The 19,957-nt window shown below is 72.7% G+C and carries 13 protein-coding genes and 1 pseudogene; 5 read left to right on the top strand and 9 right to left on the bottom strand.

Annotated features, from left to right (window positions below; genetic code table 11):
- Window positions 1-71: 71 nt before the first annotated feature.
- Entirely contained in the window at window positions 72-3,539 is a 3,468-nt protein-coding gene (locus HUO13_RS18470; RefSeq protein WP_211902542.1) for an NAD-glutamate dehydrogenase domain-containing protein, read from the top strand.
- 73 nt (window positions 3,540-3,612) lie between these two features.
- On the opposite strand, the gene HUO13_RS18465 is transcribed toward HUO13_RS18470, so the two are convergent.
- The 3 genes from HUO13_RS18465 to HUO13_RS18455 all read right to left on the bottom strand — a co-directional run bounded on the left by HUO13_RS18465 (window position 3,613) and on the right by HUO13_RS18455 (window position 8,482).
- On the bottom strand, window positions 3,613-5,325 hold the full coding sequence (locus tag HUO13_RS18465) for a serine/threonine-protein kinase (protein WP_211902541.1): 1,713 nt from the start codon (window positions 5,323-5,325) through the stop codon (window positions 3,613-3,615).
- A 74-nt stretch (window positions 5,326-5,399) separates the two neighbouring features.
- Window positions 5,400-6,914, bottom strand: coding sequence for a GGDEF domain-containing protein (locus tag HUO13_RS18460; RefSeq protein WP_211902540.1), 1,515 nt, complete (start codon window positions 6,912-6,914; stop codon window positions 5,400-5,402).
- 230 nt (window positions 6,915-7,144) lie between these two features.
- Window positions 7,145-8,482, bottom strand: a complete 1,338-nt coding sequence (locus HUO13_RS18455) for a TIGR01777 family oxidoreductase (RefSeq protein ID WP_211902539.1) — start codon at window positions 8,480-8,482, stop codon at window positions 7,145-7,147.
- A 139-nt stretch (window positions 8,483-8,621) separates the two neighbouring features.
- Here HUO13_RS18455 and HUO13_RS18450 point away from each other — a divergent pair, with 139 nt between their 5' ends.
- Genes HUO13_RS18450 through HUO13_RS18435 form a run of 4 tightly spaced genes read left to right on the top strand, consistent with a single transcriptional unit; the run spans window position 8,622 to window position 11,845 of the window.
- Window positions 8,622-9,968 (top strand): cryptochrome/photolyase family protein, encoded by a 1,347-nt coding sequence (locus HUO13_RS18450; protein WP_211902538.1) that lies wholly within the window; start codon window positions 8,622-8,624, stop codon window positions 9,966-9,968.
- A gap of 52 nt (window positions 9,969-10,020) precedes the next feature.
- On the top strand, window positions 10,021-10,512 hold the full coding sequence (locus HUO13_RS18445) for an RNA polymerase sigma factor (protein ID WP_211902537.1): 492 nt from the start codon (window positions 10,021-10,023) through the stop codon (window positions 10,510-10,512).
- Window positions 10,509-11,129, top strand: a complete 621-nt coding sequence (locus HUO13_RS18440) for a methylated-DNA--[protein]-cysteine S-methyltransferase (protein ID WP_211902536.1) — start codon at window positions 10,509-10,511, stop codon at window positions 11,127-11,129. The genes HUO13_RS18445 and HUO13_RS18440 overlap by 4 nt, the downstream gene beginning before the upstream one ends.
- Entirely contained in the window at window positions 11,126-11,845 is a 720-nt protein-coding gene (locus tag HUO13_RS18435) for a 2OG-Fe(II) oxygenase (protein ID WP_211902535.1), read from the top strand. The genes HUO13_RS18440 and HUO13_RS18435 overlap by 4 nt, the downstream gene beginning before the upstream one ends.
- 6 nt (window positions 11,846-11,851) lie before the next feature.
- On the opposite strand, the gene HUO13_RS18430 is transcribed toward HUO13_RS18435, so the two are convergent.
- The 6 genes and pseudogenes from HUO13_RS18430 to rhaI form a co-directional block, all read right to left on the bottom strand.
- Window positions 11,852-13,174 carry a glycoside hydrolase family 1 protein gene (locus tag HUO13_RS18430; RefSeq protein ID WP_211902534.1) on the bottom strand — a complete coding sequence of 441 codons (1,323 nt, stop codon included), beginning with the start codon at window positions 13,172-13,174 and terminating at the stop codon, window positions 11,852-11,854.
- Window positions 13,175-13,207: 33 nt separating this feature from the next.
- Window positions 13,208-13,525, bottom strand: coding sequence for a hypothetical protein (locus tag HUO13_RS18425; RefSeq protein ID WP_211902533.1), 318 nt, complete (start codon window positions 13,523-13,525; stop codon window positions 13,208-13,210).
- Between the two features lie 73 nt (window positions 13,526-13,598).
- Window positions 13,599-14,803 (bottom strand): annotated as a pseudogene (dgoD, locus tag HUO13_RS18420) (galactonate dehydratase).
- An 18-nt stretch (window positions 14,804-14,821) separates the two neighbouring features.
- Window positions 14,822-16,279, bottom strand: a complete 1,458-nt coding sequence (locus HUO13_RS18415) for a rhamnulokinase (protein ID WP_211902532.1) — start codon at window positions 16,277-16,279, stop codon at window positions 14,822-14,824.
- 18 nt (window positions 16,280-16,297) lie between these two features.
- Complete coding sequence (locus tag HUO13_RS18410) at window positions 16,298-18,358, bottom strand: bifunctional aldolase/short-chain dehydrogenase (protein WP_211902531.1); 2,061 nt, start codon at window positions 18,356-18,358, stop codon at window positions 16,298-16,300.
- Between the two features lie 53 nt (window positions 18,359-18,411).
- Window positions 18,412-19,575 carry an L-rhamnose isomerase gene (rhaI, locus tag HUO13_RS18405; RefSeq protein WP_211902530.1) on the bottom strand — a complete coding sequence of 388 codons (1,164 nt, stop codon included), beginning with the start codon at window positions 19,573-19,575 and terminating at the stop codon, window positions 18,412-18,414.
- Window positions 19,576-19,957 lie beyond the last annotated feature (382 nt).

The following is a 19,957-nucleotide window of genomic DNA, read 5'->3' as shown; positions in this document are numbered from 1 at the left end:
AAATTGGTCGGGGACGCCCGGACGGGTGAGAATGGGTGCTCCTCACCCGAGCGGTCGCCGGGAGGTGGGCCATGCACGAAGGTGGCCCGGGGGACGGCCCCGCCCCGGACGTGGAAGCGGTCACGCGGCGCGACGACGAGCAGCACCCCGACGAGCTGGCCAGGCATTTCGCGCGGTGGCGCAGCGAGCTGGCCGAACGGCTGGCCGCCGAGCACGGCGCCGACGGGCGGCGGCTGCTCGCCCGCTACAGCGGGGCGTTCCCGGCCGGGTACCAGTACGAGGTGCCGGTCGAATGGGCGGTCGACGACATCCTGCGCCTGGAGGGGCCGGACACGCCGCTGGGCACGCTGTACTGGGACCGGCAGCGGCCCGGGGACCTGGTGCGCTTCCGCATCCGCTGGCCCGCGCCCGCCCCGCTGCTCCAGGACGTGCTGCCGATCTTCGCAGGCCTCGGGCTGCGGGTGGCCGACCACCGCTCCTACGAGATCGCCCCGGCAGGCGCCGGAGGGGCGCGGATCGACGACTTCGGCCTGGTGCACGCCGCCGGGGCGCTCACGCCGGAGCTGGCGACGCTGTTCGAGGAGACTTTCGCCGCGATGTGGCACGGCCGGGCCGAGCCGGACGGCTTCAACGAGCTGGTCCTCACCGTCGGGGTCGGCTGGCGGGAGGCCGCGCTGGTCCGCGCCGCCTACCGCTACCTGCGGCAGTCCGGGTTCGCCTTCAGCCAGCCCTACGTCGAGCAGGCGGTGGCCGACCGGCCCGACTTCGTGCGGCTGCTGCTGGAGCAGTTCCGCGCCAGGTTCGACCCCGACGCGCGCGACGGACCCGCCGCCGGGGAGCTCGACGCCGCGCTGGAGGCCAGCCTGAACGAGGTCACCGGCCTCGACGAGGACAAGACGCTGCGCAGCGTCCTCGCGTTCTTCCGGTCCGTGGTCCGCACGAACTACTACCAACGGACCGATGACGGCTCACCCAAGGACTACCTCTCGTTCAAGATCGACCCGTCCGGCATCCCCTTCGTCCCGCGCCCGCGTCCGCTGTTCGAGACTTTCGTGTGCTCGCCGCGCGTCGAGGCGCTGCACCTGCGCGCGGCGCGGATCGCGCGCGGCGGCATCCGGTGGTCCACCCGCCCGGAAGACTTCCGCACCGAGGTGCTCGGGCTGATGAAGGCGCAGACGGTCAAGAACGCGCTGATCGTGCCCGGTGGCGCCAAGGGCGCGTTCGTCGTCCGGCGACCGCTGGCCGGCCTCAGCCGCGCCGAGTCCGAGGCGGAGGTGCGCGACTGCTACGCCACCTTCATCCGCGGGATGCTGGACATCACCGACAACCTGGTCGACGGGTCGGTGACGGGCCCGCCGCGGGTGCTGCGGCAGGACGATCCGGACCCGTACCTGGTGGTGGCGGCCGACAAGGGCACCGCGCGGCTGTCGGACCTGGCCAACTCGATCGCCGCCGAGTACGGGTTCTGGCTCGACGACGCGTTCGCCTCGGGCGGCTGCACCGGCTACGACCACAAGGCCATGGGCATCACCGCGCGCGGCGCGTGGGTGTCGCTGGAACGCCATTTCGAGGACATGGGCCTGGACCCGCAACACGACGAGTTCACGGTGGTGGGCATCGGCGACATGTCCGGTGACGTGTTCGGCAACGGGATGCTGCTGTCCCGGCGGATCCGGCTCGTCGGCGCCTTCGACCACCGACACGTGTTCCTGGATCCCGACCCGGACGCGGAGACCTCCTACGCCGAGCGGGAGCGGCTGGCCGCGCTGCCCGGTTCGACCTGGCACGACTACTCCCGAAAACTGATCTCCGAAGGCGGCGGGGTCTTCTCCCGGCAGGCGAAGTCGGTGCCGCTGTCGCCGCAGGTGCGCAGGCTGCTCGGGGTCGGCGCGGAGTCCCTGGAGCCGCCGGAGCTGGTGCGAGCGATGCTGCGCGCCCCGGTCGACGTGATCTGGAACGGCGGGATCGGCACCTACGTCAAGGCTTCCGCGGAGTCGCACCTGGACGCCTCGGACCCGGCCAACGACTCGGTGCGCGTCGACGCCGGGCAACTGCGTTGCCGGACGGTGGTGGAGGGCGGCAACCTCGGGCTCACCCAGCGGGCGCGCATCGAGTACGCGCTGGGTGGCGGGCGGATCAACACCGACTTCATCGACAACGCCGCCGGGGTCAACACCTCCGACCGGGAGGTGAACCTCAAGATCCTGCTCAACACCGCGGTCGCCGACGGCGAGATCACCCGCGCGCAACGCGACGAGATCCTCGCCGCCAACGCCGACGACGTGGCGCGCGCGGTGCTGGAGGACAGCAGGCTGCAGACCCGCGTGCTCGGCGTGGTGCAGGCCGACGCCGCGGTCTACCTCGACCAGCACGCGCAGGAGATCCACAACTTCGAGCGCCACGGGCGCCTGGACCGCGAGCTGGAGTCCCTGCCCGACGACGACGGGATCGCCGAACGCCGGCAGGCGGGCATCGGGCTCACCCGGCCCGAGATCTCGGTTCTGCTCGCCCACGCCAAGAACGCCATCACCACCCAGCTGTCCGAATCGAACGTGCCCGGCGAGCAGCACCTCGCCGAGGAGCTGGTGAACTACCTGCCCGCCGCGCTCAGGTCCCGGTTCGGGCCGCTGATGCGCCGGCATCCGCTGCGGCGCGAGATCCTGACCACCGCGCTGAGCAACGACCTCGCCAACCACGTCGGCACCGGTTTCTTCTACCGGCTGGAGGAGACGACCGGAGTGTCCACACCGGACTCCGCTCGCGCCTACCTCGCGGTGCGCGACATCTTCGGGCTCAACGCACTCTGGTCCGAAGTGGACGCACTCGGTGCCCGCTGCCCCACCGAGGTGCGCACCGAGATGCTGCGCGAGCTCCAGCGTTTCTCCCAGCACGGCACCCTGTGGTTCCTCCGCAACCGCAGGCCGCCGCTGGACATCGCCGCCGAGGTCGAGTACTTCCGCCCGCAGATCCGGCAGCTCGTGCCGGTGCTGGCCGCCGCGCTGGCCGGGCCGCAGGCCGAGGCTGTGCAGCGCCAGAGCGAGGAGCTGGCGACCGCCGGCGTGCCGTTCCTGCTCGCCGGCCGGATCGCCGCACTGGCCCCGCTGGCCGCCTCGCTCGACGTGGTCGAGATCGCCCACGACCGCCGGGACGTCGGCTACGTCGCGTCGGTCTACTCGGCGCTGGACGCCGCGCTGCGGCTGGACTGGCTACAGGACCAGATCGTGGAGCTGCCGTCGGAGTCGCACTGGGCACTGCTGGCCAAGATCTCGCTGCGCGACGACCTCTTCGCGCAGCGGCGCAGGCTGACCAGCGCGGCGCTCAGCCGCTACGTGCCAGGGCAGGACACCGAGGACCTGGTGCACAGCTGGCTCGGCGCCAACGACGGCCCGGTCCGGCGCTGCCGCGAGACCGTCGCGCAGCTGCACCGCGCCGGGCAGCTCGACGTCGCTATGCTCTCGGTCGCGTTGCAGGACCTGCGCAACCTCGCCCAGATCGGCATGCAGGCCGAGCCCGAAACGGCAGCATGGGGCCGCCGCTGAACCGGGCTGGAGCGCTTTCACCAGCGGCCTCAGCCGCTCGCGGTGCGGGCCCCCCTTCCGCCGCTGAACCGGGCTACCTGGACACCTGCTCGGTCACCGGACCGGTCGCGGCGAGGTGGCCGCGTGCCAGCCACCGCTGAAGCTCCTCCTGCACCAACGCCAGCCCGGGACGTGCCGCGGGGTCTGCGTCCAGCGCCGCCAGTAGCAGGCCGCGATGCGCGCTGCGTCCGGGCAACCGGGTGCAGGGCGCGGCGTGCGCGGCGGCCATCAGCGCCGACATCTGGCTCTCCCGCCTGCCCCTGGGCGGCTCGCCGGTCAGGGCGTAGCTGACCGTTGCGGCCAGCTGCCAGGCGTCGGAGGCCGGGGTCGTCGCGGTGCCGGTGGCGGTCTCGGGAGCCAGGTAGTCGGGCGTGCCGACCATCGTGCCCGGCGAGGTCAGCGTCACGTCGCCCTGCGCCCGCGCGATGCCGAAGTCGATCAGGTGCGGTGCGCCGGAGCCGTCGACGATCACGTTGGACGGTTTGATGTCGCGGTGCAGCACGCCCTGTTCGTGCGCGGCGGCCAGCGCGCCCGCCAGGGTCGTCCACAGCCGTGCGGCAGCGACGTCGGTCAGCGGCCCGCCCGTGGTGACCAGATCCGAGAGCCCCTGGCCCCGGATGTACTCCATGACGATGGCCAGGCCGGTCTCGTCGTCGACCACGTCGTAGACGTGCACGCAGTTGGGGTGGTTGACCGCCGCCAGCGCCCGGGCCTCGCGCAGCGTCCGCTGCACCGACACCTCGTCGTCGGTGTTGGCGATCTTCACCGCGACCATCCGCCCCAGCTGGTCGTCCATGGCCAGCCACACCGACCCGAAGCCGCCGTGGCCGAGCCGCCGGATGCGGCGGAAGCGGTGTCCCCCGGCGCCGGCCGGCACGTCGGGCGGCTGCTCCGAGGGCGGGTGGCGCTGCGTGACCATCGGCGGCGCGGCGGCCGTCAGCGGCGGCTCGGCGGCCGTCAGCGGCCGTTCGGCTGCCGGCGCCGGCTGGACGGCGGTCCTCGACCGTGCCGGCCGGGACGGCGGCACGCGCGGCGGTGCCTCCGGCCTCGGCTCCGGGTGCAGGACTCCCAGCCTCGGCGCACCGACCAGCCGGACCAGCACGCAGCCCACCAGGGCGGCGGGCAGGAAGCCCAGCCACAGCAGCGCCGCGGTGTTGGCGCTCAACCAGGTGCTGAGGACGGCGAACACCGCGAACGGCAGCCACAGCAGGCGGGCGGGCCACAGCGGCCCCCGCCGGAACGCCAGCACCGCCTGCACCCGCACCACCAGCAACGACAGCAGCGGCAGCACCAGCGTGGCGCCGTAGGCGGCCAGGCGCAGCGGGGCCGCCGTGTTGGTGACCTCGTCGAGCAGCGCGGTGGGCGTGCCGAGGTAGTCGAGCTCGGGCGGCAGGACGCAGTGGGAGTTGCCCATCGAGGCGACGTCGGCGCTGCGCAGCCCGGCGGGCACGGTGCCCGCCGCGGCCTGCTCGTAGAGCCGCGCGACGGCGGTGAAGGCCGCCAACGGCAGCACCGCCCCGAAGACCACGCCCACCGCGGCGAAGGGCACGACGGTGCGGGGTGAGTAGGCGTTCCCGGTCCACCTGCGGACCAGGGCGACAACCACCGCACCGGCCAGCGGCAGGCACGCGAAGACTGCGCCGCACGCGGCGGTCGCCCACGTCCAGCCGCCCGGGCAGGTGCCGGGCACGACCGACCAGCGAAGCCAGGACAGCAACCGGCTCACCAGCGCGACGACGAGCTCCACATCCCCTCCCCCGAGAGGGCCGTGGCCTGCCACGGCGGAACCGCCCCACCACCGGGTCCGGCCGCCCGCGGGCGTCAGGACACCCGGCTCTTGCGGTCGAGCATGGCGCGGTCCGCGGTGTCCAGTGCCGACAGCAGGTCCCGGTGATCGGTCAGCGCGGCCCACCCGACGGTGACCGTCACCGGTGTACCGACCACCAGAGCGTCCCAGTTCTCGGCCGCGACCGCAGAGGCGATCCGCGCGCCGATCTCGCGCGCGGTGACCAGGTCTGTTCCGGGGAGGAACACCACGAACTCGTCACCGCCGTAACGGGCGACGAAGTCGCCCCGGCGGACCGTTCGCGCGAGGATCGCGGCGACTCTGCGCAGCACCAGATCACCCGAAAGGTGGCCGTGGACGGTGTTGACCGCTTTGAACCCGTCCAGGTCCACCACACCCACCACGGCGTGCGCGGGCCGGTCGTCGGCCTCCGCGATCCGGCGGTGCAGGTGCCTGCGGTTGGGCAGCGCGGTCAGCGGGTCGGTCAGCGCCTCGTTCTCGTACTGGCCGACGATGCGGGTCAGCGCCTCGTGGTCGAGCTGCACCCGGGCGCCGGCGACCAGGCGTTCGCGCAGTGCCTCGCCGTCCGCCGCCGAACGCCGGGTCGCCTCCCGGTCGGCGGCCAGGGCGGCGCGGAAGTCGCCGTCTGCCTGGTAGGCGATGGCGCGCACCCGGCAGATCTCGGCGGCCCCCAGCGTGTAGGGGTGGACCTCGCGGTCGGTCAGCAGTGCGAGCGCGTCCCGCGGCCTGCCTTCGGCGACGGCGGTGCAGGCGCTCACCAGCAGGCGCAGGTCGGCGGCCTCCCAGCCGGTCGCCTCTGCCGCGAACAGCGCGGGGTCGGCGTGCGCCGGCTCGCCGAGGGCGCGCAGCCGTGCCGCCGCGTAGCCGTAGTAGTACTGCTCCACGCACCACATCGCGGTGGGCGCGGTGCGCCTGCCCCAGGTGTCGAGGACACCGCGCAGCATCCGCACGCATCCCTCGGTGTCGCCCTGGTGGTCCTTCGACACCGCCCAGCGCACCGCGATCTCCGGCAGCGCGTGGTCACCGGGGGCCAGCCCGATGAGCTGGCCGGTCTCATAGGCCCGCTCCGCGGCGACCGCCGCCTGCGCGTGGAACCCGACGTAGGACTGGGTGACGGCGAGGTTGTGCCAGGCGTTGACGGCCTCGATGCAGGGCCGTTCCACCTGCTCCAGCTCGCGGGCGCTGTGCGCGAGGTGGCGGATGCAGCGCTCCAGGGAGTCCTGCACCGCGATGATCGCCGCCAGCGCGTACAGATCGCCCAGCAGCGCGTGATCGCCCACGTCGTCGAGCGTCTCGAAGGCGCGGTCGAGCAGGGGCGGGCATTCGGCCATCCGGCCGAGGTTGAACAGCGAGCCCAGCCGCAGCACGAGCGCCCGCCCCTCGACCCGCGGGTCCCCCGACGCGTCGGCAACCTGGGCGGCCAGGCGCGCCGCCGCGTCGTCGTCACCACTGCTGATCAGCCGCCTGATCTCGGTGAAGGGCGGATCGTCGCCGTCTTCCCGCGACAGCGCGATGTCCGGGGGCGTCATCGCCGTCCCTCCGCCTGGCCTGCCACGGCGACGATACTACCGCCGCGGCACTTGCGACGGCGCGAAAGCGAGCGATCACCGCGAGGTTGCCGGCTGCCGGTGATCCGACCCGCATGCCGGCTCGATCGCGTGCCCGCACCAGTTCGGTTCACTGTGGACGGATGGCATCACCACTTCCGCCCATTGGAAGCAGAAGAGAGCAAATGTCCTCTTTGGACACGAATGCGGGATCAGGAAGCCGTGCGCCCCAGGGCGTGGCGCAGGGCCGGTTCGAGGTGGCGGAAGCGGAACGGGTGCCGAACCGCCAGCAGTTGGCGCGGAACGACGCGCTGGCCGGCCAGCGCCAGCTCACGCGCCCCTTCTCCACCCAGGACGACACGGGGCGCGAACGACGGTGTGGGCAGCAGCGCGGGCCTGCGCAGCACGCGACCGAGTGTGCGGCTGTACTCGCGGTTGCGCACCGGGTTGGGCGCGACCGCGTTGACCGGCCCGCGCAGCCGGTCGTCGACGAGCGCGCGGTAGTAGACGTCGATCAGATCGTCGATGCCGATCCAGGAGGTCCACTGCTCGCCGCCACCGAGCGGACCGCCGAGCCCGGCGGCGAACAGCGGGTGCATCAGCCGCAGCACTCCGCCCGCCGCGGTCTGGACGATGCCGGTGCGGACGTGGACCACCCGCGACCCCGCCGCTCGAGCGGGTTCGGCGGCGGACTCCCAGTCCTCGACGACCTCGGCGAGGAAGCCGTCACCGCGAGGGCTCTCCTCGGTCAGCGACTCGTCGCCCCGGTCGAACCCGTAGCAGCCGATGGCCGATGCGGTCACGAACGTCCCGGTCCCCGTGCGCGCGGCGAGCTCGGCGAGCCGCGCGGTGGGGCCCACCCTGCTTTCGCGGATCCGCCGCTTGTGCTCGGCGGTGAAGCGCCCTGCGATCGACGCGCCCGCCAAGTGCACCACCGCGTCGACGCCGTCGAGCAGGTCCGGGGCCGGTGCTTCGGGCTCCCACTGCCGCTCGTCCTCCGCTCGCGGAGTGCGGCGGACCAGCCGGAGCACGCGGTGGCCACCGGTGGTGAGCAGAGCGGTCAGCGCCGTGCCGACCACGCCGGAGGAACCGGACACCGCCACGGTCAGCGGCTCCGGCCGGTGCTCGCGGGCCCAGCGGTGCGCCGCCAGGTCGTCGGCGAGCTGGCGATGGCGGTAGGCGAACATCGGACGCAGCGCGCGAGCCGGAACGGTCGTATCGACGGTGTCGGTGAGCCGCGTAGTCCCATCGCTCGCTTCGGAGAACGCATGGGTGTGCCGCCACCGGATCGCCGGGCGCAGCAAGGGCGAGGCCAGTTCGTCGGCGAACCGGCGGGGTGGGTCGTACGCCTCGGGATCGTGCTGGGCCACCCATCTCATCCCGCCCGGCAACGCGAGCACGGCCTGCCCGTCGCGCAGCGAACCGGCCTCGGCCACCACGCGCGCCGGCCCCCACGGCGGAGTCAGCCGGGTGATCGCCCCCGGACGTCCGTGCCAGGCGAACACCTCGTCGATCGGCGCGTCGATCATGCTGGAGTGCACCAAGCCCATGGCCGCGCAGGCTAGCGGGTCCGGCCGTCCGCGCCCAGCCGAGTGGGTGAGCGGCAACCGATGAGTGTCCGCGATGCCGCCCGCTCCGGGCGGAGGCACAGTGGCGGACACCGGACCGACGAGCGAAGGCGGGAGCACCATGACGACGGTGATCGCGCTGTTCACCCGCGACCTGCGGGTGCACGACAACCCGATGCTGGCCGCCGCGGCGGAGGCCGAACGCGTGGTCCCGCTGTTCGTCCTGGACGAGGAGATTTGGCGCTCGCGCTTCGCGAGCGCCCGGCGGACGCGTTTCCTCGACGAGTCGCTGACCGACCTGGACGCGAACCTGCGCGAGCTCGGTGCGCGGCTGGTGCTGCGCCGCGGAGCGCTCGTCGACGAGGTGTGCCGGATCGCCGAGGAGGTCGACGCGGCCGAGGTCCACATCAGCGCCGACGTCAGCGGCTATGCGATGCGCAGGCAGGCCCGGCTGGCCGAGGCGCTGTCCGCCCAGCGCCGGGAGCTGCGCTGCCACGACGAGGTGGTCACCGTGGTCGCTCCGGGCCGGGTGACGCCCGGTGGAGCGGACAAGGACCACTTCACCGTCTTCACGCCGTACCTGCGCCGCTGGCTGGAAACCGGCAAGCGGCCGCTGGCCGGCGAGCCGCGACGGCTGCGGCTGCCATCCCGGCTGGCCATCGGGCCGCGCCCGGCCGGTGGCTCCGCGGACAAGACGTGGCCCGGTGGCGAAACCGAGGGACGTCGGCGCGCCGACCGCTGGCTCGGCGGCGGGGTGCGCGCCTACCACGAGCGCCACGACGACCTGGCCGCCGACGCGACCTCCCAGCTCTCGCCGTACCTGCACTTCGGCTGCCTCTCCGCCCGCGAGCTCGCCGACCGCGCGGGCCGCGGCGAGGGACCGGAGGCGTTCGTGCGGCAACTCGCGTGGCGGGACTTCCACCACCAGGTGCTGGCCGCCCGCCCCGAGGCGGTGCGCGAGGACTACCGACCGCACGGCGACCGCTGGCACCGCGACGCCGAAGCGCTGCGCGCGTGGAAGGACGGCCGCACCGGCATCCCGATCGTCGACGCGGGGATGCGCCAACTGCTCGAGCAGGGCTGGATGCACAACCGGGCACGGCTGGTCACCGGCAGCTTCCTGACCAAGTCGCTCTACCTCGACTGGCGCGCGGGCGCCTGGCACTTCTTCGACCACCTCGTCGACGGCGACATCGCCAACAACTGCCTGAACTGGCAGTGGGTCGCCGGCACCGGCACCGACACCCGCCCGAACCGGGTGCTCAACCCGCTCCGGCAGGCCGACCGGTACGACCCCGGCGGCGACTACGTCCGGCGCTGGGTACCGGAGCTGGCCGGGCTCGGCGCCGGCGACGTCCACCGCCCCTGGCGGCTCGGTGACGACGAGCTCGGCAGGCTCGGCTACCCGCCCCCGATCGTCGACCTGGACCAGGCCCGGGAGCGCTTCCTCGCCCTGCGCCAGCGGTGATGCGCCGCCGATCTCACGTTCGCGGCGGCTCGTGCGTCTACCAGGTGTGCCGATGAGACCTTTCGAGCAGATCGTGGCCGACTACGGGCCGGTGGTGCTGCGGGTGTGCCGCGCGGTGCTGGGGCCCGTGGACGCCGAGGACGCCTGGTCCGAGACGTTCCTCGCCGCGCTGAAGGCGTACCCGGACCTGCCGGGTGACGCCAACGTGGAGGCGTGGCTGGTCACGATCGCCCACCGCAAGGCCATCGATGCGACCAGGGCGCGGGCGCGCGGCCCGGTCGCGGTCGCGGCCCCGCCGGAACGCCCGGCCGCGACCGGGCGGCCCGAGCAGTGGGACGGCGACCTGTGGGCCGCGCTGCGGGAGCTTCCCGCCAAGCAGCGAGCCGCGGTCGCCTACCACTACCTGGCCGGCCTGCCCTACAAAGAGATCGCCGCGATCACCGGCGGCAGCACCGACGCCGCGCGCCGCGCCGCAGCCGATGGCATCCGGCGCCTGCGCGCCACCTACCCGCTGTCCACCAGCGACGAAGGAGGGACCCGATGACGAGCTCGTCGGACCCCGGGGCCGAACGACTGTTCGCTTCGCTGCCCCCGAACGACGACGACGCCCACGCACGCCTGCACGCCCGGCTGGTCGAGGCCGCGCAGCGGGAGGGTGTCCTGGACATCGGCTACCGCACGATCGACAGCCCGGTCGGGCCGCTGCTGCTGGCGGCCACCGAGGCGGGGCTCGTGCGCGTCGCCTACGCCCGCGAGGACCACGACGGGGTGCTCGCCGGGCTCGCCGCGGCCGTGAGCCCGCGGATCCTCAACGCACCGGCACGCCTGGATGCCGTCGCACGGCAGCTCGACGAGTACTTCGCCCGCACGCGCCAGCACTTCGACCTGCGCCTGGACCTGCGCCTGTCGAAGGGCTTCCGCCGCCAGGTGCTCGCGCACCTGCCGGAGATCGGCTACGGGCGCACCGAGAGCTACGCGCAGGTGGCCACCGCTTCGGGCAGCCCGAAGGCCGTCCGCGCGGTCGGCACCGCGTGCGCGACCAACCCGCTGCCGATCGTGGTGCCCTGCCATCGGGTCGTCCGCTCCGACGGCTCGTTCGGCGGCTACGTCGGCGGACCCGAGACCAAGCGAGCGCTGTTGGACCTGGAGGGAGTGGCATGAACGACCGGACCGCATTCGCCGACCGCGTCGACCAGGCGGACTGGGACGCGGTGTACGCCGAGATCGACGACTACGGGTGCGCGCTGCTCCCGCGGCTGCTCACCTCGGACGAAGCCGCCGAGATCGCCCGGCTCTACGACGATCCCGAGCGCTTCCGGACGACCGTCGACATGGGCAGGCACCGCTTCGGGAAGGGCGAGTACCGCTACTTCCGAGAGCCCTTCCCGCAGGTGGTGGCCGAGCTCCGCAGCGCGTTGTACCGGCGGTTGCTACCGGTGGCCCGCGACTGGAACACCAGGCTCGGACGCGACGCGCGGTGGCCCGACACGCTTGAGGAGTGGCTGGCCGAGTGCCACCGCGCGGGCCAGTCGAAGCCGACGCCGATCCTGCTGCGCTACGACGCGGGCGGGTGGAACGCGCTGCACCGCGACCTCTACGGCGACAAGGTCTTCCCGCTGCAGGTCGTGGTCAACCTCGGCGAGCCGGGCGTCGACCACACCGGCGGTGAGTTCCTGCTCGTCGAGCAGCGCCCGCGCGCGCAGTCCCGGGGCACCTCGACGTTGATCCCGCACGGACGCGGGCTGGTGTTCACCACCCGGGACCGGCCGGTGCGCTCGGCGCGCGGCTGGTCGGCCGCCCCGGTGCGCCACGGCGTCTCGGCGGTGCGCTCCGGACGCAGGCACACCCTGGGCCTGGTCTTCCACGACGCGGCCTGACCGCACTCATCGGCCCAGCGGGACACGCGGGCCGCGCGGGTCGGCGGGCGCCAGGCAACTGGTCAGCGGGTCGACGAGCGAGCACAACGCGGGCGGCTGGACCAGCTCGTGCCCGGCCGGGGCGCCGCCCTCGGCGATCACCTGCCGGTAGGCGCCGACGGCGTCGGTCGGCCTGCGCGTGAGCGCCGGATCCGCGAGCGCGTCCACTGTGTACAGACCGAAGCGCGGCCGGTAGCTGCCCCACTCGTAGTTGTCCGTGATGCTCCAGTAGTTGTAGCCGATGACGTCGATCCCGTCGGCCTTCGCCCGCTGCACCCAGAAAACCGTGTCGCGCAGGGCAGCCGTGCGGGTGTAGCCGTCCTCCCGCGGCTTGGCGTCGTCGGTCGGCATCCCGTTCTCCACGACGTAGAGCGGCAGACCTGGATAGCGGTCGGAGTAGAAGCGCAGCGCGTCGTAGATGCCCTCGGGCTGCAACCGCACCTTCCAGAAGTCCGCCCATGCCGCGTGGATCGCGCTGAGGTTGCCCAGCGCGAGGCCGTAGTAGTAGTCGATGCCGACGAAGTCGAGCTTGTCGCGCACCTGGTCCATGAACCACAGGTCGGTCACGGCGTTGAAGCCCGACAGGAACGCCTGGTTGCTGGTGACCTTCCCGGTCGGGTCGATGCGGTGGACCAGGTCGTAGGCCCGCCGGTGCGCCCGCACCACGTTGGCCTGCGCCCGGGGCAGCCGGAACACGTCGAGCGCGCCGATCTCCATCTCCCGCTGCAGGAAGACGACCGGCTCGTTGATCGTCACCCACAGCACTCCGGCTCCCCGGTAGCGCTGCACGATCGCGGCGCTGAAGGCGAGCCAGTCCTCGACCGTCCGGTCCTCGGCCCAGCCTCCCAGGTCGGCCACCCAGCCCGGGTGGACCCAGTGGTTGAGCGTGATCATGGGCGTCATCCCGGCGTCGGTGATCCGCCGCACCACGTCGTCGTAGTACGCCAGCTCTGCCTCGTCCCAGACCCCGGGGGCCGGTTGCACCCGGGCCCATTCCACCCCGAAGCGGTAGGTGTTGACGCCCATGTCCCGGGCCAGCCGGATGTCTTCGGGGTAGCGGTGGCGGAAGTCGGTGGCGTTGGCGTACGGATCGACCTCGCCACCGCCCGCGCCGACGTACCTGGACCAGTTGCTGTCCGGGGCCGATCCCTCGGTCTGGTAACCGGACGACGCCACGCCCCAGTAGAACGACCGCGACCGGTCCGCGGCGCTCGCGGGCGCCGTGCTCAGCGCCGACACCAGCGCGGCGACCAGACCCACGACCGCGCCCCGGAAGACCAGACCCCACATGTGAAAGAAATTTATCTTTGTCGGCGGCTCCGATCAACGGCGCATCAGGACTCTCGTGAGGTCCCTGGCCAGCGCCACGATCAACACCAGGCCCGATCCCAGTGCGGCCACGCCGATCCCGAGCAGGAGGACCGTGTCGAACGTGAAGTGGAACCACTGCTCCGCGACGGTGGCGGGACCGGAGTCCCTGCCATTGACGTAATACCGGCAGGACACACCCGGCGAGGGCGTGCAGGTCGGCGTGTAGTGGACGATCTCGGCCAGCGCGAACCAGGTGACCGCCCCTCCACCGAGCGCGAAGACGATCGCGATCGCGGCCAGGCACAGGTTGATCAGCACCCCTCGCAACACCGCACCCCACTCCCGCTCTTGCGATGGGCCGGTCGGCGGCTCCGATCAACGCGCTTCGGGTTCTCCGACGACCTCACCACTCCGCGAGCGACCCGTCGTCGTGGCGCCAGACCGGGTTGCGCCAGCGGTGCCCCAACTCCGCCGCTCGCTCGACCGCCTTCTCGTCGACCTCGATGCCCAGGCCCGGCGCGGTCAACCGCTCGACGTGCCCGTCGTGGTAGCGGAAGACCGACCGGTCGACGAGGTAGTCAAGCAGGGCCGAGCCGCGGTTGTAGTGGATGCCGAGGCTCTGTTCCTGGATCAGCAGGTTCGAGGTCGCGAAGCCCAGTTGCAGGCTGGCCGCCAGCGCGATCGGCCCCAGCGGGCAGTGCGGTGCGACCGAGACGTCGTGGGCCTCGGCCATCGACGCGATCCGCCGCCCCTCCGAGATGCCCCCGGCGTGCGAGAGGTCCGGTTGCGCGACGGCGATCCCCTTGTCCAGCACGCGTTTGAATTCCCACCGGGAGTACAGCCGCTCGCCGGTGGCGATCGGATGCTCGTCGCGGCGGCGACGGCCCCGATGTGCTCGCTCATCTCCGGGACCAGCGGTTCCTCGACGAAGAACGGCAGGTGCGGCTCCAGCAGCGGCAGAACCCGCCGCGACATGGCCGCCGACAACCGTCCGTGGAAGTCGACCGCGATGTCGAAGTCCTCGCCCACCGCCTCGCGCACCCCGGCCAGCCGGTCGACGACTCCCCGCACCGCCGCGGGGGTGTCGATGGGGAGCATCCGCGCCGAGCCGTTCATCTTGATCGCGGTGAACCCCGCGGCCTTGCGCTCCAGCGCCGACTCCGCCAGGCCGGACGGTTCGTCGCCTCCGATCCAGCTGTAGACGCGGACGCGGTCGCGGACGTGCCCGCCGAGCAGCTGGTGGACCGGCACGCCCAGCGCCTTGCCCGCGATGTCCCACAACGCCTGGTCGATCCCGGCGACGGCGCTGGAGAGCACCGGACCGCCCCGGTAGAACCCGCCCTTGGTGAGCCGCTGCCAGTGGTCCTCGATGCGCAGCGGGTCCTCGCCCACCAGGTAGTCGGCGAGCTCGCCGACCGCCGCGGCCACCGTGTGCGCCCGCCCCTCGACCACCGGTTCTCCCCAGCCCGTGACGCCCTTTCGGTGTCGACCCGCAGGAAGCACCACCGCGGTGGGACCAGGTAGGTGCGCAGGGATGTGATCTTCACCGGTGCTCCCCTCCCGACGTCGCACACGGACGGGCGGAATCCTATGCGCGCGGGATCGCATCGGGCACCGCTCGCGCCCTCATCGCAGTCCTACCCGTGCCGCAGCGGACTCCCACTTTCCCGGGTCACCACCCGGCCGGTAGCGGCGGAGCCGCTGCGTCCGGGCGACCAGGCACCTGCCGGCGGCGAGGTCGGCCACGGATCCGCTCGCCCGCGCCTGCACGAGCAGGTTGCCCAGCGCCGTCGCCTCGGTGGGGCCGGCGACGACCGGCACGCCGCAGGCGTCGGCTGTGAGCTGGCACAGCAGCTCGATCCGGCTGCCGCCGCCGACCAGGTGGACGACGTCGAAGCCGCGTCCGCTGAGCCGCGCCGCTTCGCGCAGGGTGGCGCGGTGGGCCAGAGCGAGGCTTTCCAGCACGCACCGCGTCACCGCGGCCGGGTCGGCGGGTGGGTGCTGTCCGGTTCGCGCGCACTGCGCGGCGATCGCCGAGGGCATGTCGGCGGGCGCGATCAAGGCGGCGTCGGTCGCGTCGACCAGCGCCGCGAACGGGGCGGCCCCGGCGGCCTGTGCCAGCAGTGCCGGTTCGTCCACGGCACGGCCCTGCCGCTGCCAGCTGCGGACGCACTCGTGCAGCAGCCACAGCCCCATGGTGTTGCGCAGATACCGGACCGTGCCGTCGACGCCGAGCTCGTTGGTGAAGTTCGCCGCGCGGGACTCCTCGGTGAGCACCGGCCGGTCCAGTTCCAGGCCCGCCAGCGACCAGGTTCCGCAGGAGACGTAGGCGAACCGGTCCGCGGTGGCCGGGACGGCCGCCACCGCCGAGGCGGTGTCGTGCGAGGCCACCGCGGTCACCGGCAGCCCACCTGCGATGCCCGCCTCGCTCGCCACCCTGTCCCGCACGTTTCCCGCCGGTTCGCCCGGCGCGCGCAGCGCGGGGAACAGGCGGGACGGCAGGCCGAGCCGGTCCAGCAGCGGCCTGGACCACGATCGGCTGGTGGCGTCGAACAGTCCGGTCGTGGAGGCGTTGGTGACCTCGGCCCCGACCGCGCCGGTGAGCCAGTAGACGAGCAGGTCCGGTACCAGCAGCAGCGTCTCGGCGCGGTCCCAGTGGGCGGTGCGCGCGGCGGCCGCGAGCTGGTAGACGGTGTTGATCGGCAGGCGTTGCAGCCCGCAGATCCGGTAGTGCTCGGCGTCGTCGACGCAAGTCCGCACCAGCTCGACGCCGCGCACCCCGCGCTCGTCCCGGTAGTGGAACGGGTTGCCGAGCAGCGCGCCGTCACCGTCCAGCAGGCCGAAGTCGACCGCCCAGCCGTCGATTCCCACCGAGACGGGTGCGTGCGGCTGCGCGAGACGAAGCCCGCAGAGCACTTCGCGGTACAGGCCCAGCACGTCCCAGTGCAGACCGTCGGCCAGCCGGACCGGGTTGTTGGCGAACCTGTGCACCTCGTGCAGGTCGAGCTCCCCGGCCCCGAACCGGCCGACGATCACCCGGCCGCTGGAGGCACCGAGGTCGACCGCCGCGAAAGTCCTCTCCACAACGACCCCTTCCGCGCGTCAGCGCAGGAACGCCGCGGGAACCCCGGCATCCACCGGCACGTGCGTTCCGGTCGTGTGCGACAGGTCGCCCGCGACCAGCGCGAAAACGGCGTTGGCGACGTGTTCGGGCAGGACTTCCCGCTTCAGCAGCGTCCGCCGCGCGTAGAACTCGCCCAGCTTCTCCTCCTCGACCCCGTACAGCGCCGCGCGCTGGGCGCCCCACCCGCCGCCGAAGATGCCCGACCCGCGCACGACGCCGTCGGGGTTGATCCCGTTGACCCTGATGCCGTGGGTGCCGAGCTCGGCCGCCAGCAGCCGAACCTGGTGCGCCTGGTTCGCCTTCGCCGCGCCGTAGGCGAGGTTGTTCGGGCCTGCGAAGACCCCGTTCTTGCTGGCGATGTAGACGATGTCGCCGCCGATGCCCTGCGCGATGAGCACCCGCGCGGCCTCCCGCGCGACCAGGAAGGAACCCCGGGCCATCACGTCGTGCTGGCGGTCCCAGTCCGCGACAGTGGTCTCCAGCAGAGGTTTGGACAGCGAGAGCCCGGCGTTGTTGACCACCAGGTCCACGCCGCCGAAGGTCCGCGCCGCCACCGAGAATGCCTCGGCGACCTCCTCCTGGTCGGTGACGTCGGCGCGCACCGGCACCGCACGGCCGGGCCCGCCGAGCTCGGCCGCCGCCGCTGCCGCCGCCTCGGCGTCGATGTCGGCCAGCACGGCGCAGGCGCCCTCGGCCACCAGCCGCCCGGCGGTCGCCTTCCCGATGCCCGAGCCCGCACCGGTGACCAGCGCGATCCGGCCAGTCAGCGGCCGGGGCCCGGGGCGGCGCCGCAGCTTGGCCTCCTCCAGCGCCCAGTACTCGATGCGGAACTTCTCGGCCTCGTCGATCGGCCGGTAGCGCGACACCGCCTCCGCACCGCGCATCACCTCGATGGCGTTGCGGTAGAACTCCCCCGCCACGCGCGCGGTCTGGTGGTCGGCGCCGAAAGAGAACATCCCGACACCCGGCACCAGCACGATCGCCGGGTCCGCTCCGCGCATCGCCGGTGTGTCCTCCGTGGCGTAGCGCTCGTAGTACGCCCGGTACTCCCGCCTGTAGTCCGCGTGCAGCTCCTTCAACCGCTCGACGACCTCTTCGAGCGGTGTCGCGGGCGGCAGGTCGAGCACCAGGGGACGGATCTTGGTGCGCAGGAAGTGGTCCGGGCACGACGTGCCGAGCGCGGCCAGCCTGCGGTGCTCGGCGCGGGAAAGGAAATCCAGCACCTGTTCGTCGTCGCAGTAGTCGCCGACCTGGCGGCGGTCGGTGGAGGCCAGACCGCGGATCACGGGCGCCAGCTCTGCCGCGCGCGAGTGCCGTTGCGCCGTGGGCAGCGGTCCACACCCCTCCAGAACCGGTCCGAACGGCTCGGCTCTGCCACGTTCGCCCAGGAACCGCTCCGCGGTGCGGATGATCCACAGCGAGTTGCGCTCGCACTCCTGGCTCGTCGCTCCCCACGCGGTGATCCCGTGCCCGCCGAGGATGACCCCGACCGCCCGCGGGTGGGCGCGCCGCACCTCGGCGATGTCGGCGCCGAGCTGGAAACCCGGACGCCGCCAGGGAACCCACACCACCGCGTCGCCGAAGCACTCCCGGGTCAGCTCCGGGCCGTCGACGGCGGTCGCCAGCGCGATGCCGGAGTCGGGGTGCAGGTGGTCGACGTGGCCCGCGTCGAGCAGGCCGTGCATCGCGGTGTCGATGGAGGGCGCCGCGCCACCCTTGCCGTGCAGGCAGTGGTCGAGCAGGCCGACCATCTCGTCCTCGCGCTCCACGCCCGGGTAGACATCCGCCAGTGCGCGCAGGCGCTCCACGCGCAGCACCGCCAGCCCGTCCTCGGTGAGGGTGGAGAGGTCACCGCCGGAGCCCTTGACCCACATCACGGTCTCCTGCGCGCCCGTCACCGGGTCCGCGACCGCGCCCTTGGCCGAGACGTTGCCACCGGCGTAGTTGGTGTTCCTGCGGTCCGCGCCCAACCGGTGGGCGCGCCCGAGCAGGCTCGCGACGTCGCGGTTGCCGGTTGTGACGTCCGGGTTTCCAGTCATGTCCGCCTTTCCACGCGCCGCGTGATCCCGGCCGCCGCGCTCCGCTTCCTCGTTCACGCGCCCCATCCCGCCTGCGCCCCGCCGACCCGCTCGGCGGCGATCCGCTTGCCGTATCCGCTGCGGTGGTAGGCCGCCACCGGGTCCGGGTCCAGGCCCATGTCGGTGCGGACCTCCGCCAGCAGCGGGCGCACGTCGGTGTTGTAGGCGTCCATCAGCACCGCGTTGGCGGTGAGCACGTCACCCTCGCGCTGCGCCCGCGACAGGGCGCCGGCGTCGACCAGCAACGCCTTGGCGGTCGCTTCCTGCACGTTGAGCACCGAGCGGATCATCGCCGGGACCTTCGGCTCGATGTTGTGGCACTGGTCGAGCATGAACGCGACACCGGCGTCCTCCAGCGCGCCTGCCCGCACGATCTCGTGCATGATCCGGAAGAGCTGGAACGGGTCGGCGGCACCGGCCATCAGGTCGTCGTCGGCGTAGAAGCGGCTGTTGAAGTGGAACCCGCCGAGCTTTCCCCTGCCCAGCAGGAACGCCACGATGAACTCGATGTTGGTGCCCGGGGCGTGGTGGCCGGTGTCGACCAGGACCTGCGCGCTGTCGCCGAGCGCTGCGCAGTGGGCGTAGGCGGTGCCCCAGTCGGGCACGTCGGTGGCGTAGAAGGCGGGCTCGAAGAGCTTGTACTCCAGCAACATCCGCCGCCCCGGCCCGAGCCGGTCGCGCACCGCCGCCAGCGCCTCGGCGAGCCGGTCCTGCCGCGCGGGAATCGAGTCCTGGCCCGGGTAGTTCAACCCGTCGGCGAACCACAGGCTCAGCGTGCGGGATCCGGTTGCCGCCATGATCTCGACGCACTCCAGCAGGTGTGCCAGGGCCTTCGCCCGCACCGCGGGGTCCGGGTTGCACACGCTGCCGAGCCGGTAGTCGTCCTCCTGGAAGACGTTCGGGTTGACCGCGCCGAGCTCGATCCCGAGATCGCCCGCGTACGCGCGCAGCTCGGAGTAGTCGTCGACGCGGTCCCACGGGATGTGCAGCGCGACGCTCGGCGCCACTCCGGTGTGGGCGTGCACCTGGGCGGCGTCCTCGACCTTCTCGAACGCGTCGCGCGGCACCCCTTCCTGCGCGAAGACCTTGAACCTGGTACCGGAATTGCCGTAGGCCCACGACGGCGTCTCGATCCTCAGCGACTTCAACGCCGCCTTCACGGCGGGAGATGCGGACATTCGTGCTGGCTCCAGACAACGCTTTCCCAGGACCGCCTGCGGCCGCACCGACACCTCCGGCGACTCGGCGGACGGACCGCGGACAGATGCTTGAAACGTTTAATGCAGGGCAGGCTAGCCCGGCGGCATTGCGAGCGTCAACGCGAAGGCCGACATACGCCCGAATGCGAAGAGTCAGCCACCCATACAGCCCACGGCGCCGTTGATTCGAACGCCTTCCCGTGTTGAATCGGCCCAAGATCGAAGCCGGAGCGGGTTGACGATCAGCTCCCGCACGTCTACCTTTCCAAGGCTATAAATCGTTTCACACACGTGGCCGATACCGTCTTCGGTGGCAGACCCACCGCGGCGGCGCCACCGCCGCGACCGGAGCCGCTCCCCC

This window comes from Saccharopolyspora erythraea (assembly GCF_018141105.1).
Classification (GTDB): Bacteria; Actinomycetota; Actinomycetes; order Mycobacteriales; family Pseudonocardiaceae; genus Saccharopolyspora_D; species Saccharopolyspora_D erythraea_A.
This window is presented reverse-complemented; position numbering and strand designations above follow the sequence as displayed.